Origin of the sequence: Asticcacaulis excentricus, from assembly GCF_003966695.1 — a bacterium.
GTDB classification, from domain to species: domain Bacteria; phylum Pseudomonadota; class Alphaproteobacteria; order Caulobacterales; family Caulobacteraceae; genus Asticcacaulis; species Asticcacaulis excentricus_A.
This window is the reverse complement of sequence record NZ_AP018827.1, coordinates 177,112-192,221: the sequence shown is the minus strand read 5'-3', so window position 1 is coordinate 192,221 and position 15,110 is coordinate 177,112. Positions and strand designations below refer to the sequence as shown.

The following is a 15,110-nucleotide window of genomic DNA, read 5'->3' as shown; positions in this document are numbered from 1 at the left end:
GATATGGCTCAGAATTGTGTCTATTTGAGCTTCGACCAGTCGAAGCCACCCCGCTTTTGCACCTCAAAATAATCCTTAAGGAACTCGTCGAGATTGTAATTCACATCCAGATTGAGATTGACCTTGGTATCGGACGGCAGGTCGATGGGCTTTTGCGTCCAGGTGCCGCGCAGATAGTCAATCAGGCCGATCTTCGCCTCCCGGCGCTGCGGCGGATCATAGCGCCCGACGATGCGGAAGTTGAAGTTCAGTTGCCCCTTGTCGTCGGTGTTTACCGCCGCTGACAATTCCTCATAGGCCAGATGCTCCATCGCCTGATAGGCAAGACCTTCGACGATATTGGGGGCCGGATCGGGCGTCGGAGCCACCGGGACAGCGGCCTTATCGGCATGGCTGACCGAAGCGCCCTCCGCCGCCACCGCAGTCACCGCGTTGCGGCGGATCGAGACGCGGCCCGGCCCTTCGCCCAGCAGATAGCCCTTACGCACACTGAGCTTACCGCCATTCAGTTCAAACGGCAGCTTGCCCGACACGAAGCCAGTAAATTCAGCGTCCTTGGCGAACGGGCTTGAGGCCACCACCTTGCCGAAATCGACCTTGTCAAAGCTCAGTTCGCCCTTGAGCGGCTTGGTCGTATCAAACGGCACGTCCATCGGGGCCAGGGCGAAATCGCCGCCGTCGCTGGTGACGCGCGCGCTTTCGAGCTTCAGATACTCCCCCGCAAACTGCACCACCGCCCGCACGTCTTTCAGCGGCACAACGCTGGTGACGTTGCGGATCGTCAGGGTCTGACCCGGCGCCGATTGCAGCGGGGCCAGAGAGGTAAAGTCAATGCGCCCGTTCAGGCCCTCGACCAGACCCGCCGGGCCGGTAAAGCCCATCTCATTGAGCGTCAGCACGCCGCCTGAGGTCGAACCATCCGGCGACCAGCCTACAAACCCCTTGAAATCGACGCGGCCTGTCGTGTCGCGCTGCACCACCCCCGCCACCATCGGCGTCAGGTCGAGCGGTTGCAGCTTTTGCGGCGCAAAGGTCAGGTTCGTCGCGGTCAGATCCGCGCGGCCCCGGCCGCTGGCCACGCCCGAGGTCAGTCTGATCTCGGCCAGAGGTCCACCAGCGCGCGCCTGCACCGCCGCATCGGCAGACATCACCGCCAGCTTGCCGTCCAGCGTCTTGCGGCCCTGCGCTATGTCTCCGGCGATCAACACCGGATGAAAGCGCGGCGCGTCGAGCGCGTCGGTGGCCTTCAGGGTTTTCAGGCCCACCGTAAAGCCCAGCCCCTCGGCATCCGCGAAGCTGCTGGCGGTAAAGGCCCCCTCGCCGCCCGCCAGTGCCACCTGATAGTCGGGCGCGGCAGCGGTCAGGCTGTCGAAACGGCCTTCGCTACGCCACTGCCCGTTGTTCAGGGTCAGGATGGGGGCCGTGGTCGGGCACAGCCGGGTGGTCACCGCGGTCAGGCGGCCGCCAATATCGGCGCGGTCAGCGGTAACGGGCACGCAGTCATCAAGGCGCACCTGCAACAGGCCCGCCGCGCTATAGACGAAGCGGCCATTGGCCTTGGCCTGCGCCCCATAGACGGGCGCGAAGTTGAAACCGGCCTCAAGGCTCAGGCGGCCATCCAGCGCGCCCTGCGCTCCGAAACCAAAGTCCGACACCCGCGCCTTGAGCACGGGCAGGGTTTCGCCGCTGGTCACCACCGTAAAGACGCTGCGCGCATCGCTGGCGATCAGGGCGGACGTGCCTTCGGTCGTCAGACGTATCTCGCCGCCATCGAGCGGACGGATCAGCACCGGCTTGCCCGGACGCACGGCGAAGCGGTGGCGGTTACCCTGCCCGCTCAGCGACACGCGCACAGTGTCAGCCGACAGACTGAAACGGTCGGCGGCGCGCAGCAGAGACACCATCAGGTCCGGGCCCGGCGGCGGCGCGGGCACCGGCGGTATGCCGTCCGGCAGGCGGGCATTGGCGGCGTCAAAGGCCACACGCCCCTCGGCCAGAGCCCTGGCGCGGTCGGCGGCCAGCGCGCCCATGCCGCGATAGCTGCCCTGACGGCCGTTCACATCGGTGGTCAGGGCGATCTCATAAGCGTCTGGCCCTAAGCGCCCGGTGCCCTCCAGCCGCGCGGTCACACCAGCGAGGCTCAGATCGCCCTGCGCGGCGCGGGCGGCCACGGCGCGGCCTTCAAAACTGAGGTCTGTGCCTTCGGAGCCGTGCGCCAGAGAAAACCCGGAGAGGTCCAGCGCCGCGTCGTTGAGCGACAGGGCGTCCTGCGTAAAAGCCCCGGCCTTGACGCTCAAGGGGCCGTCCAGCGTCAGGGCCGAGGCCGCATCGAGCGCCAGATCGCTACGCAGCGTCATATCCTGCGCCATCACCCGCACGGCGCGGCCCTGCATCGTGCCGCTGGTGACACCGTCCAGCGTCGCCATCACCTGCGACGTACCCGAAAAGGCCACGCGCGTATTTTCAAAATCCACCCGGCCATTGAGGCCTATGGTGCTGTCGAGACCCTGAAGCGAAGCCGCGCCCTCAATAGCCTCGGCGCGCACGGCCAGCATACCGCTGATCATGCCGTCAAAGGCCGACAGGGGCGATTTGCGCGACGCGGCGTCCGACAGGCGGCGATAGGGCAGGCGCAGATCAAGGTCGGCGTGCACCCCGCTCAGGCGCGGCAGGGGATCACCCAGTTCGGCATCGGGCGCGCGCGCCGCCGGGAACAGCAACTCCGCCGCAGACAGGTTGGCGTCGATGCGCAGGGCCTCACCGGCATCGGCATCCGGTTCCGCCTGAATGCGGATATGGCCGTCGGAAAGCTGCCCCTGTAATTGGGAGCCGTTGAGGGCGCCGGGGATCAGGGTGGCGTTCAGCGCCCGCAGGCGACCGTCTTTCAGGCTGAGCCCGCCGGTGGCCGCGACTGTGCCATAATCGGTTCGCACACGAATGCGCGCCTCTTCGACCAGAATCTCTTCCGGCAAAGGACCGCCGCCCCCGCCGCCGCCTTTCAGCAGGCGGTCCAGACGCCCGAAGCCCAGCCCCTTCTTATCATAGGAAAAGCTCAGCTCCGGCTTGACCAGATGAATGCGTTTGACGCGCGTCAGCGGCTGGCCCAACCGCCACAGGTTCAGCTCATAATCAACGTCAAAACGTTCGATCTTCAGGTCGGGCCGCCCGGTCTCACCCAGCACGATGCGGCCGGACATATGGTCCAGACTTAAGCTGTCGATGCGCAGCTCAGACGGTACATCGTTGGAACGCAACCAGCCCTGCGCCACTTCGCGGGCAATGTCCTTACGCGCCGCATAGGCGATGACGCCCACCGCCGCCGCGCCCCACAGGGTCAGCAGCAGCCAGCCGCCCGCCTTCAGATAGCGCTTGCGTTTACCCGGACCACCCGGTCCGCCAGAGGCGGTGCCACCCCTTTGCCCCCCCCCACCACCGCCTTTCGGGCGCGGCGCAGGGGCGTCGTTTCCGTTGCTGACCGCACGGGTAAAACTCGACTGGGGCGGCAGCCGCACAGGAAACAACAGCTCACCTCCATCCTCAGGCGCATCGGTCAGAATGTGGGTGCGCAACGGATCAAGCTCTCACGGGATCAAACGGTTGGACAAAAGGTTCAGGGCAGCATTATGGCACGCAACTCTTAAAAAAACGGCGCATAACCGATTCTTTTTCTTACCGTATCCGGAACATTACGGCCCCTTTATCGGCCACCCGGTGCGTTTTTTAGTCGCGCGTTACGCAAAGTGATAGGCTTTGGGCCTCACTCCGTCTCTGGGCGTCGCGTGTCGCAAAAAACCCATAAATGCGCCCTGAAAGGGCCGGTTTAAGCCGGATATTAACCTTCGCCCCCTAATTGGGACAGACCCTTTTGTGTCCCTTCGACCGGAAAACGGCGATATGTGAGGCGGCTGCCGCCTCATTTTCGCCCCATTTCGGCGTATGCAGGGGCGTTAACACTTTCAAATTCGCGTCTGCGGCATCTCGTCGGGTCGCATATTCCCTGAAACAGGGAGATACAGGCTAACTGGGCGGCGGAGAAAACGGCTCCGTTTTGAGTAGAGCCCGCGTTGTGTAAACCTCGTATACCGTTTTTGGATCGTAATGGCTCAACTCGACCCTCGCCGCCAACCTGTGCGTCTGACCCCGATGGTGCTGGTTTCTGCGACCGCCCTGACGGTGGCCACCCTGGTCTGGCGCGTTTATCAACCGCTGCCGAGCACGCTGCCGACCCTTGACCCCAGTGCGACCCTGGCGCTGGAAACCCGCGCTCTGGCCGAAGCCGCCGCGCGTCCAGGCTTCACTCAGCCGGTCAATGTGCAGATCATGGTGCGCGCCGGCGAAACCCTCACTCAGGCCCTGACCCGTTCGGGCGTCTCTTCGACCGAGGCCAATGCCGCCGTATCCCTTTTGTCGCAGGCCTTTGATGTGGTCAATGTCGGCAAGGGCTTAAGCCTTCAGGCCGCCATTGCCCGCCCCGAAAACGGCCGCTCCCCGGCGCAGCTTCTGGGCCTGACCGTGCGCACCGGCCCGGCCAAGCAACTGACCCTGACCACCAGCCACGACGGTTCGATGCGCCTGCGTGCGCTCGAAGAATCGGTGCGCGATGAGCGCCGCGTCGCCATTGGCACCATCGACGGTTCGCTGATCACCTCGGCCACGGCGCTGGGCGCCACGCCGAACGTCACCGGTCAGGTGCTCAAGCTGTTCGCGCACAAGATCGACTTTGAACGCGACATCCAGCCGGGCGACACCTTCAAGCTGGTCTTTGACCGCAAGGTCACCGAAAGCGGCCGCGTCGTGGAATCCGGCAATCTGCTGTACGCCGAAATCAGCGCCAAGGGCCACATCACACGCTTCTATTCCTATAAGCGTCAGGGCGATAAAGAGTCGCAATTCTTTGACGATACGGGTAAGAATATCAAAGGCTTCCTTCTGGCGACGCCGGTCGCGGCGGCCCGCACCTCGTCCGGTTTCGGTATGCGTCGCCACCCGATTCAGGGCTTTATGAAGATGCACACCGGCATCGACTTTGCCGCCGGTACGGGCACCCCCATCTATGCCGCCGGTGACGGCGTCGTGGCCGATGCCAAATGGTGGGGCGGCTATGGCCGCTGGGTGCGCGTGTCGCACAATAGCGACTGGGCGACCGGCTATGCCCACATGTCGCAGATCAAGGTCCGCCCCGGTCAGCGCGTCAAGCAGGGCGAACTGATCGGCTATGTCGGCTCGACCGGCAATTCGACCGGCCCGCACCTGCACTTCGAAGTGTGGTACAAAAACCGCCCGATCAATCCAAAGGATGCCAAGGTGCCGCAGGGCACCATTCTGGCCGGTCAGGACCTCGTGGCCTTCAAGGCGCGCAAGCACGAGCTGGATACCATGATCGCCATGGCCGATCTCAAGCGCACGCAGGACAATCTGCCGTCTCAGGCGCTGGCCATGAAGACCACGCCGTACAAGTACGAAGACTCCGGCGCCGCCAACAAGCTGGTCGCCAAGACGGAGCGCAAGAACATCCCGCTGCGACCGGCCCTGTCCACCAGCCGCGGCAGCCAGTAACAGACGAAAAAGCCCGGTTCTGCCGGGCTTTTTTTACTCGTTATTCTTGAGCTAATGCGCCCTCCACTAAACTTACAAATTCAGTAGCGTTCTTAAAATAATTGCGAAATGTTTGTCTAATTGTGTCCTCAGCTCCACCCACAAGCACCACGTCGAGCTCTGGATTTTCAGCTTCTATTTTAAGCAATGTTTGAAGTGCTGAACGGTACGATTTTTGAGGTATCTGCTGGACTGTCATATCCTCTCTCATAATGAGGAGAACCAAACCATGTAGACCTTGACCACCCTCATCTCTACCCACCGATTTAAGCTGGTGGAAAAGGTGGGCGCGCTGTTCAATTTCGTGCCATTCTTCTATTAAAGTTTCATATGGTTGATCGGGCAAGCATGAAAATGCACCCTCCCATTTCCTAGCAAGTAACTCGCTACATATTTGAAAAAATCTAGTGTTGTCAGGATGCCCTTGGCTAAACTTGGTTCGATTATGAGTCAAAACATCTGATAGCTCTACAGCAGTCGCCCAGGCGTGCTGAATCAGGGTTCTATACTGAAGTTCAATCAGAAGACCGTTCCAAGCTCCACCTGTTTCGGAACCAGCCGAATAACTGTAAACGTCGTGAATTCCACGATAACCACTACTCTTTGGATTCAGCAAATAGTTGTATTTATCAGGTTCGTTCACAAGCTCATGTTTAGCGCGTGTTCGAAGCTGTCCATATCTAAATGATCTTAGAGACGTTTCATCTGGAAAGACCATCCTAACTCCAGCAATGTCATGCATTGTAGATAGGTCTTTCGCTCTGCCCTGCCTCAGTTTATCAATGATAGTGGAAGCACGTTTCAAGCGCTGCGCGACAGGAACACTCCAACCTTTTGCCCTATTTCTCAAAGCAGCTTGAAAAGTATTTATTATATATCCGTGCGCAGCACGCCAGTTATTGAGAACAGTAATATCCTCAACACTGTAATCGCCCTTGCGGATACGATCACCTGCCTTTTTTACGGCGCTTTTTGTATCCCGCGGCTGTGGCCACCCCATCACACACCTCAATTTAAAATTGAAATACTGCGGCTTTCATCCTTCGCATAAATGAAGCTTATTGTTCAACCTGCAAATTGATCTAGCGGTAATTTATTCCAACCTGTCCACCTCATACAAACTCGGAAACAGCTTGATCCACGCCCCGGTCACCAGTATCGCGCCAATGCCACCGAACAGCGCCGCGCCGATGGGCCCCAGAAGGCGCGTCGCCACACCGCTTTCAAATTCGCCCAGCTCATTCGACGCCCCGATAAACAGGTACGACACCGAGGCCACCCGCCCGCGCATGGGGTCGGGTGTCACGATCTGCACCAGCGTCCCGCGTACAAAGACGCTGACCATATCCGCCGCGCCCAGCACGGCGAGTGCTGCCACCGACACGAAGATATTCGTCGAAAGCCCGAAAATAATGGTCATCAGGCCGAACACCGCCACACCGCCATACATCCACTTGCCGGCCTTGTACTTCAAAGGCCGCCGCGCCAGCCAGAGCGCCGTCATCATGGCCCCGACCGCCGGAGCGGCCCTGAGCGCGCCATAGCCGATTTCCCCGGCGTGCAGGATGTCGCGCGCAAAGATAGGCAGCAGCGCCGTCGCCCCGCCCAGCAGCACCGCCGCCAGATCGAGCGACAGGGCGCCAAAAACGATCTTGTTGGTCCAGATATAGATCAGGCCTTCGCGCACCATCTCCATCTTGGAGCCGGTGGGCGCATTGACGGGGTGCGTATCGGCCTTCAGCGTGGCGATCAGCACGCCGCCGATGACAAACAGCGCCGCCGAAAAGCCGTAAGCGAACATGGCCGAAACGCTGAGCAGAAGGCCGCTGACCGCTGCCCCGGAGATACCGCCGATCTGAAACGCCAGGGCATTGGAGGCGATGGCGCGCGGCAAAATCGCCTTGGGTACCAGCATGGGGCCGATCGCCGATGAGGCCGGAGCGATAAAGGCGCGCGACGCCCCCAGAAAGAAGGATAGGGCAATCAGTCCGGCAATCGGCGGATGATCCAGCGCCGACAGCCCCATATAGCCCAGCGCAATCACGGCCTGCGCCGCGATCGTATAGCCCATGATCTTCTTGCGGTCATAACGGTCGGCCACGATCCCTGCCGGCAGCGTAAAGGCGAACATGGCGATAAACTGCGTCAGCCCCATCAGGCCGATATAGAGCGCCGCTTCGCCGATGCCGGAATCCTTGCGCGCCGTTTCATAGATTTGCCAGGCGATGACCGCGCTTTGCGACGAAAAGCCCAGCACCGAACACAGGCGGGCGATCCAGAAGTTGCGGTAAGCGGGTATGCGGAACGGGTTTTGCGATTCCGGCGGCGACGGCGGCTCGGAAACGATTTCAGGCGAAACGGGAGGGGTCACGGCGATATCCGGTAAATATGCCCGCGAATGATTTCACTTTCGTTCGCGGCAAAGTCGTCTTACACCACGCGCCATGACGAATATACCCGAAAACACGCTCGATCCGGTCGAATTGACCAAGGCCCTGATCAACCATCCGTCCGTGACCCCGGTGGACGCCGGGGCGATGGACCGCGTGCAACAGACGCTGGAGTCGCTCGGCTTTGCCTGTGAGCGGCTGAGGTTCGGCGAGATCGAAAACCTCTATGCACGGCGCGGAACGGCTTCGCCCAACCTGTGTTTTGCCGGTCATACGGACGTGGTGCCCGAAGGCGCGCTGGACGGCTGGCGCTCGGACCCATTTGCCGCGACCATCGAAAACGGTGTGCTGACCGGGCGCGGAGCCGTCGATATGAAGGGTGGCATTGCGGCGTGGATCGCCGCCGTGTCGCGCTTTGACAGCCTGCCAGGTTCGCTGTCCTTCCTGATCACCGGCGACGAAGAAGGCGAAGCGCTGGACGGCACCAAGAAGGTCGTTGAACACCTGAGGCAGACGGGTGAGGTCATCGACCATTGCATCGTCGGGGAACCGACCTCTTCCGCGGTGCTGGGGGACATGATCAAGGTCGGCCGCCGCGGGTCGATCAATGCCACGATCACGGTTACCGGCAAGCAGGGCCACGTCGCCTACCCGCAGCGCGCGCTCAACCCCATCCCCGTGCTGGTCGCCATCATGGCTGAACTGGACGGGCGCGTGCTGGATGAGGGCTTTGAACGCTTCCTGCCGTCCAATCTCGAAATCACCACCTTTGATGTGGCGAACAAGACCACCAACCTGATTCCGCAAACGGCTTCGGGGCGCATCAATATCCGCTTTAACCCGACCCATTCGGGCGCGTCCTTGCAGGCGTGGATCGAGGAGGTCTGCGCGCGTCATTCTGAGCGCAGCAGTGCCGCGATCGAGGTGAAAGCCGCTATATCGGGCGAGGCCTTTCTGACCGAGGCCGGGCCGTTCGTTGATGTCATTCAGGACGCCATCCGCGAGGTGCTGAAGGTCGAGGCCGATCCGTCCACCACCGGCGGCACGTCGGATGCGCGCTTTATCCGCGCCCTGTGCCCGGTGGTGGAATTCGGTCTGGTGGGCCAGACCATGCATCAGGTCAATGAAGCGACCCCGGTACAGGACCTCTATGACCTGACCGACGCCTATGCGGCGCTGATCGCCAAATATTTCAAGGTGTTCGCCTAATTCCTCCTCCCTGTCGCGCAGCGATGGGGAGGAGATCAGATCGAACTGCGGCTTGCGAAATCCGGTTCCGGCTCAAAGGTCACATGCGTCAGGCACAGGCCCTCCGGCGGGGCCACCTGCCCGCAGGCACGGCGGTCGCGCGCCTCCAGCGCCGCCTTGACATCGGCCACCGTCCAGCGACCGATCCCGGCCTCGACCAGCGTGCCGGTCATCGAACGCACCTGCCGATGCAGGAAGGAGCGTGAGGCAAAGACGAGGTGAATCTCCTCCCCCACCCGTTTCACCCGCGCGATATCCAGCGTCTTGACGGGAGACGCCGCCTGACACTCCGTGTCGCGGAAGGTGGTGAAATCATGCCGCCCTATCAGGTGTTGCCCGGCCTCGGCCATCACTTCGGCATCCAGCGGCTTCTTGACGTGCCACACCCGCCCCTGCTCCAGCGCCGGCGGGGCCCTGCGGTTGAGGATACGATAGAGGTACATGCGCCCCGTCGCCGAAAAGCGCGCCGAAAAGTCGTCATCGACAATCGCCGCTTCGCGCACGGCAATCGGTTCGGGGATCAGATAGGCGTTCATGGCGTCGCGCACCACATCGGGCCGGTAGGTCTTGGGCAGATCAAACGTGATCACCTGACCCGACGCATGGACGCCCGTATCGGTGCGCCCGGCCGCCGTGAGACGCAGGGTTTCGCCGGAAAAGCCCAGAATGGCGCGCTCCAGCGACCCCTGCACGGTAGGCAGGTTGTCCTGCGCCTGAAACCCCTTGTACGGGCGGCCATCATATTCAACAAGACAGGAATAGCGCGGCATCAGCCCAGACGATCCCCGACGCTCAGGCCCGCGCCGTTGAGGAATTCGGTGGCGTCCTGCGCGCCCTTGCCTTCGCGCTGCACGCGCAGGAGTTCGATAACGCCGTCGCCGGTAGCCAGACGCAGGCCCGGCCCGATCAGCGTACCCGGTGCGGCGTCACTCACCGCCGCATCGACGCGCGACATCAGCACCTTAAGGCGCTGCTCGCCCTTGGGCGTCGTCAGCATCGTCCATGCCCCCGGAAACGGCGACAGGCCACGGATGTGCCAGTCGAGTTCACGCGCCGGCCGGCTCCAGTCGATGCGCGCCTCTTCCGAGGTGATCTTTTTGGCGTAGGTGACCTCACCGACCTGCGGCTCGCCTTCCGGCTGGCTACGCTCAATGGCGGCCAGGGCCACCGGCAGCAGCGACGCCCCCAGCCCGGCCAGCTTGTCGTGCAGGGTCTGGGCCGTGTCCTGCGCCGTGATTTCGACGCGGCCGGACAGGATGACCGGCCCTTCGTCCAGCCCCTCAGACATGCGCATCACCTGCACGCCCGTATGGGTGTCTCCGGCCATGATGGCGCGTTGGATCGGGGCGGCCCCGCGCCAGCGCGGCAGCAGCGAGGCATGGAGGTTGAAACAGCCGAGCGGCGGATGCTCCAGCACCTCGCGCTTCAGAATCTGGCCATAGGCGACGACGATGGCCGCGTCGATGTCCAACGCCTGAAATTCGGCAATCGCGTCAGCCGACTTCATCGACTTCGGGGTGCGCACCGGCAGGCCGAGGCTATCGGCAAAGGCGTGCACCGGCGACGGGGTCAGCACCTGCCCCCGACCCTTAGGCGCGGGCGGCTGCGAATAGACGCAGACGATCTCATGACCGGCGGCGACCAGTTCGGCCAGAGCCTTCACGGCAAATTCGGGGGTGCCCATAAAGGCCAAACGCATGGGATTACTCCGCCCCGGCTCAGAGACGTATTTTGATAATTCGGAGTGCTGAGCCGAAAAATATTAGCTATCGAGAAACGCAGCGCAGCGTACTTAAGTACGTGAGCAGCGTCTCGCAGATAGATGATGTTTTGCAGGCCAGCAACCCGGATTATCAGGCGACTTTTTTGAGCTTCTTGACCTTGGTTACCGCCCGGTCGCGTTTCAGCTTCGACAGGTGGTCGATGAACAGCACGCCGTTCAGGTGGTCCATTTCGTGCTGGATGCAGGTGGCGTAGAGGCCATCGCACTCTTCGATCACCTCTTCGCCCTGATAGTTCAGGTATTTGAGGCGCACGCGCGCCGGGCGCTTCACCTCGTCATAGACTTCGGGCACCGACAGGCAGCCCTCATCGTAGGTGGACAGTTCGTCCGACGCCCAGATGATTTCCGGATTGACGAAGTAACGCGGCTGCTTCGGCGCCGGGGCGTCTTCGGGAAGGTCGTCGGGACGTTCCTGAAGGTCCATGACGATGACGCGGATCGGCTCACCGATCTGGATCGCCGCCAGCCCGATACCGGGCGCGTCGTACATGGTCTCCAGCATGTCGTCCATCAGAGCGCGCAGTTCGTCGGTCACGCCCCCTTCAACGGGTTTGGACACCTGCTTGAGCAGCGGATTGGGTACGGTGATAATGTCTCGAATGGCCATGCCGCTAAAATAAGAAGCCGCCCCCGGCGGGTCAAGGCATTCGCGCTTCGCCGCTGACGATTGCTTATAAATCAGTCACTTGCCCAATGCCATTCACGAAGCGCCAGTGGCAGACCGTCCGTTGACGTAGGCAAAGGCCCCTTTCGCGCATCTTTTGCCCCACCGCCGCCGGGCCGATCTACACCGGGGTCATCGCAACGCAACCAACCGAGGTTCTTATGTTCAAACCCGCTCTTGTCGCCGCCCTGATGGGCCTTCTCGCCCTGCCCGCCAGCGCCGAAACCCTGACGGTGCAGTTTTCCAAACTGACGCCCAAGGGCACGCTGATGGTCGCGCTTTATAAGGGCGAAGAGGCCTATACAAGCGGCAAGCCGGTCGCCGCTCAGCAGGTCACCGTCAGTGCTGACACGGCGAGCGCCACCTTTGACGTCGAACCGGGTCAGTATGGCCTGAAGATGTTCCACGACCTCAATGGCAACGGCAAGATGGACACCAACCCCTTCGGCATGCCGGTCGAGCCCTTCGCCTTTTCCAACAATGCAAAGGGCCGCATGGGCCCGGCGGCCTGGGCCGACGCCGCCTTTGAGGTCAAGGGCAACACCACGCAAGACATCGCGTTTTAAGGAGCGATCGACATGACCGACCTGTCCCGCCGTTCCTTCCTGACCGCGCTGGGCGGTGCAGGCCTGATGGCCGCCGCCCCGACATCGTGGGCCGCCGCGGCCGCGACTGCCAATTTTTCAGAAGGCTGGCGTCTGGCCGTCGCCAACGCCCCCGCCGAAGGCTACGCCCCCTCCGCCCTCACCCGCCTGAGCGGCAAGATGCCGGCGGGCCTGAGCGGCACGCTCTACCGCAACGGCCCGGCTTGGTTCCGCTATGGCGACGACGTCACCGGCCACTGGTTCGACGGCGATGGCATGATCCAGAAATACGACCTCAGCGCCGACGGCGTGCGCCACACCGGCCGCTTCGTCGATACGGTCAAACGCCGCGTCGAGCAGCAAAGACAGGCCATCGTCATGCCGGGCTTCGGCACCAAGGGCCGCGCCGATGCCCCGGTGACCAGCAATGACGACGTCAACGCCGCCAATACCTCGGTCCTGCGCGTCGGGGACGAGCTGTGGGCCCTGTGGGAAGGCGGCTCACCCTACCGCCTTGATGCCCAGACCCTGCTGACCAAAGGCCCCAAAACCTTCCGTGACGACCTGAAAGGTTTGGCTTTTCTGGCCCACCCCAAGGTCGAACCGTCGGGCCGCATCTGGAGCGCCGGGTTCATGGGCGACAAGGCGTGGATCTGGCAACTCAGCCCGTCGGGCGAGATGGAGCGCGGCGAGCTGATCCAGCTTCCCGCTGCGGGGTATGCCCACGACTGGGTGGTCAGCGAACGCCACCTGATCCTGCCCATGCAGCCGCTTATCGCCGAACGCCGAACGCCGCCCTTCGTCGATACGCTGGTCTGGCGTCCCGATCAGCCGATCCGCATTCTGGTTGTCGAAAAGGCCGACCTGTCGAAGCGGCGTCTGTATGAACTGCCCGCCGCCACCTACTTCCATACGGGCGACGCCTGGGAAGACACCGATGGCACGATCCGTTTCGATGTCTGTCTGGCCTCTTCGCCCAAGTTCGGCATGAGCGGGGCGCGCGATCTGGTGAAGGGGGTTTACAACGCCGGCAATGATGAGGAGGCGCATCTGGCCCTGATCACGCTGCGCCCGGACGGTCGCGCCGACATGCAGGCGACGGGCGTTTCATCGGAGTTTCCGCAGACCGATCACCGCTTTCAGGGTCTGCGCCGCGACCGCGTCGTGCACGTCGGCGGCTATATTGAGGGCCGTCTGGGGGCGCACGCCCTGTCGGCCTTCGACTGGAAGACCGGTACAGCGCAGACCCACGATTTCGGCGCGGACGCTATTGTCGAAGAGGCTTTGTTCGTCCCGCGTCCGGCCAGCCACGGCGGCACGGGTCAGGAGATGGACGGCTGGATGGTTGGCACGGTGCTTAATCTCAAGGCCAGGGCCACCGAACTGCACGTGTTCGAGGCGAAAAACCTCAGCGCCGGACCGGTGGGCTCATGGCGATCGGCGCACGCCACACCGCTGGGCTTCCACGGGACGTTTGCTTAATCGCCCGACACCACGGTCAGCTTGCTTAGGGGCCGCGTCTGCACATCCAGCGGTGCGGCCTCAACGATCTCCTTGCCCTCATGACTGACCTTGAGGTCTTCGAAGCGACGCGCCTGAGTCAGCACCTGCGATTCCAGCGAGCCGACAAAGGCATTGTACTTATCGACGGCGCTGCCGAGATTTTTGCCGAGCGCCGCCACGTGCCCGCCCATCACCGACAGACGGCTATACAGTTCGCGCCCCACCGCCGCGACCTCATGGGCATTGTGAATCTGCTCCTCAGCGCGCCAGCCATAGGCCACGGCCTTACACAGGGCAAACAGGGTGGTCGGAGTGACGATGATCACCTTGCGGTCCATCGCCTCGGTCATCAGGTGCGGCATCCGCTCCAGCGCCATCGACAATATGCCGTCGCCCGGCACAAACATGGCCACAAAATCCGGCGACTGTTCGCGGAACTGATCCCAGTAGGCCTTGGCCGACAGGTCGCGCACGTGCTGTTGTAAGGCGCGCGTATGACGTTGCAGTGCCTCTTCGCGGATGGCCTCGTCGGTCGCTTCAATGGCCTCCAGATAGGCGGTCAGATTGGCCTTGGCATCAATGACGAAGACACCACCGGGCAGTTTCACCGTCACGTCCGGGCGGCGACGCCCCATATCGGTGTCAAGGTTCTGCTGCTCAACGAAGTCGAAATGCTTGGACAGTCCGGCACTTTCCAGCACATTGCGCAGCGTTTCTTCGCCCCAGCGGCCCTGTACCCCGGCCCCACGGCGCAAGGCGTTGGCCAGCTTCTGCGTCACCTCGCGCGTCGCCACCGACGCCTGCATCAGGTGGGTGATCTGCTCTTTCAGCCCGCCGGTGTCCTTGGCGCGCGATTCCTCCATCTCCTTCACCTGCGCCTCGAAACGGCCCAGCGTTTCGGCAACGGGTTTCAGCGTGTGGCCCATGCGTTCCAGCGCCAGCTTTTCGCGCGCGGCAAAATTCTCCTCGGCGCGTTTCAGAAGTGCCTCGGTCGATTGGCTCAGCGCCTGCTGAGACGCGGCGCGGAAATGTTCGCTCATGGCGGCGCGCGCGTCTTCGAGATTGCGCGTGCGCTCCTTCAGTTGCGACACCTCAGCGGCGGCGTCACGCAACTGATCGCTCAGGTCTTCATTACGCTCGCGCAGGCGGCGCGTCTCCTGAAAGGCCAGATAATAGCCGCCCCCCAGAACCAGCGAGGCGAAGACAGAGGCAATAAGGGCGACGGATTCAAAGTTCATGAAATGTTCTTGCCATACGAAATAAAAGCTGACAAGCTTTTTCCTGACACGATTCCGGTCGGACCAAATACTCACTTGCGGTCATCTGCGGGGCTGGCAAGGACG

The 15,110-nt window shown here is 62.3% G+C and carries 11 protein-coding genes; 4 read left to right on the top strand and 7 right to left on the bottom strand.

What is annotated here, in order from left to right:
• Positions 1–20 precede the first annotated feature (20 nt).
• Positions 21–3,569, bottom strand: coding sequence for an intermembrane phospholipid transport protein YdbH family protein (locus tag EM6_RS00925; protein ID WP_126419606.1), 3,549 nt, complete (start codon positions 3,567–3,569; stop codon positions 21–23).
• A 529-nt stretch (positions 3,570–4,098) separates the two neighbouring features.
• Between EM6_RS00925 and EM6_RS00920 the strand changes: the two genes are divergently transcribed.
• A complete protein-coding gene (locus EM6_RS00920) occupies positions 4,099–5,556 on the top strand; it encodes a M23 family metallopeptidase (protein ID WP_126419605.1) in 1,458 nt (485 codons plus the stop codon).
• Positions 5,557–5,596: 40 nt separating this feature from the next.
• On the opposite strand, the gene EM6_RS00915 is transcribed toward EM6_RS00920, so the two are convergent.
• Positions 5,597–6,595, bottom strand: coding sequence for a RelA/SpoT domain-containing protein (locus EM6_RS00915; RefSeq protein WP_126419604.1), 999 nt, complete (start codon positions 6,593–6,595; stop codon positions 5,597–5,599).
• Positions 6,596–6,688: 93 nt separating this feature from the next.
• On the bottom strand, positions 6,689–7,966 hold the full coding sequence (locus tag EM6_RS00910) for an MFS transporter (protein ID WP_126419603.1): 1,278 nt from the start codon (positions 7,964–7,966) through the stop codon (positions 6,689–6,691).
• A 73-nt stretch (positions 7,967–8,039) separates the two neighbouring features.
• Between EM6_RS00910 and dapE the strand changes: the two genes are divergently transcribed.
• Positions 8,040–9,194 carry a succinyl-diaminopimelate desuccinylase gene (gene dapE / locus EM6_RS00905; protein ID WP_126419602.1) on the top strand — a complete coding sequence of 385 codons (1,155 nt, stop codon included), beginning with the start codon at positions 8,040–8,042 and terminating at the stop codon, positions 9,192–9,194.
• A gap of 35 nt (positions 9,195–9,229) precedes the next feature.
• On the opposite strand, the gene truA is transcribed toward dapE, so the two are convergent.
• The 3 genes from truA to def form a co-directional block, all read right to left on the bottom strand.
• Positions 9,230–10,003 (bottom strand): tRNA pseudouridine(38-40) synthase TruA, encoded by a 774-nt coding sequence (gene truA, locus EM6_RS00900; RefSeq protein WP_126419601.1) that lies wholly within the window; start codon positions 10,001–10,003, stop codon positions 9,230–9,232.
• Positions 10,003–10,932: a methionyl-tRNA formyltransferase gene (fmt, locus tag EM6_RS00895; RefSeq protein ID WP_126419600.1), complete on the bottom strand. Its 930-nt coding sequence runs from the start codon at positions 10,930–10,932 to the stop codon at positions 10,003–10,005. Before fmt ends, truA begins: the two co-directional genes overlap by 1 nt.
• Positions 10,933–11,086: 154 nt before the next feature.
• Positions 11,087–11,623 carry a peptide deformylase gene (def, locus tag EM6_RS00890; protein ID WP_126419599.1) on the bottom strand — a complete coding sequence of 179 codons (537 nt, stop codon included), beginning with the start codon at positions 11,621–11,623 and terminating at the stop codon, positions 11,087–11,089.
• A gap of 218 nt (positions 11,624–11,841) precedes the next feature.
• Between def and EM6_RS00885 the strand changes: the two genes are divergently transcribed.
• Positions 11,842–12,246, top strand: a complete 405-nt coding sequence (locus tag EM6_RS00885) for a DUF2141 domain-containing protein (protein WP_126419598.1) — start codon at positions 11,842–11,844, stop codon at positions 12,244–12,246.
• Between the two features lie 12 nt (positions 12,247–12,258).
• Entirely contained in the window at positions 12,259–13,746 is a 1,488-nt protein-coding gene (locus EM6_RS00880) for a carotenoid oxygenase family protein (protein WP_126419597.1), read from the top strand.
• Here EM6_RS00880 and rmuC read toward each other — a convergent pair.
• The gene (gene rmuC, locus EM6_RS00875) at positions 13,743–15,005 is read right to left on the bottom strand and encodes a DNA recombination protein RmuC (RefSeq protein ID WP_126419596.1); all 1,263 of its coding nucleotides are present in this window, start codon (positions 15,003–15,005) and stop codon (positions 13,743–13,745) included. The two genes, EM6_RS00880 and rmuC, sit on opposite strands and share 4 nt — an antisense overlap.
• Between the last annotated feature and the right edge of the window lie 105 nt (positions 15,006–15,110).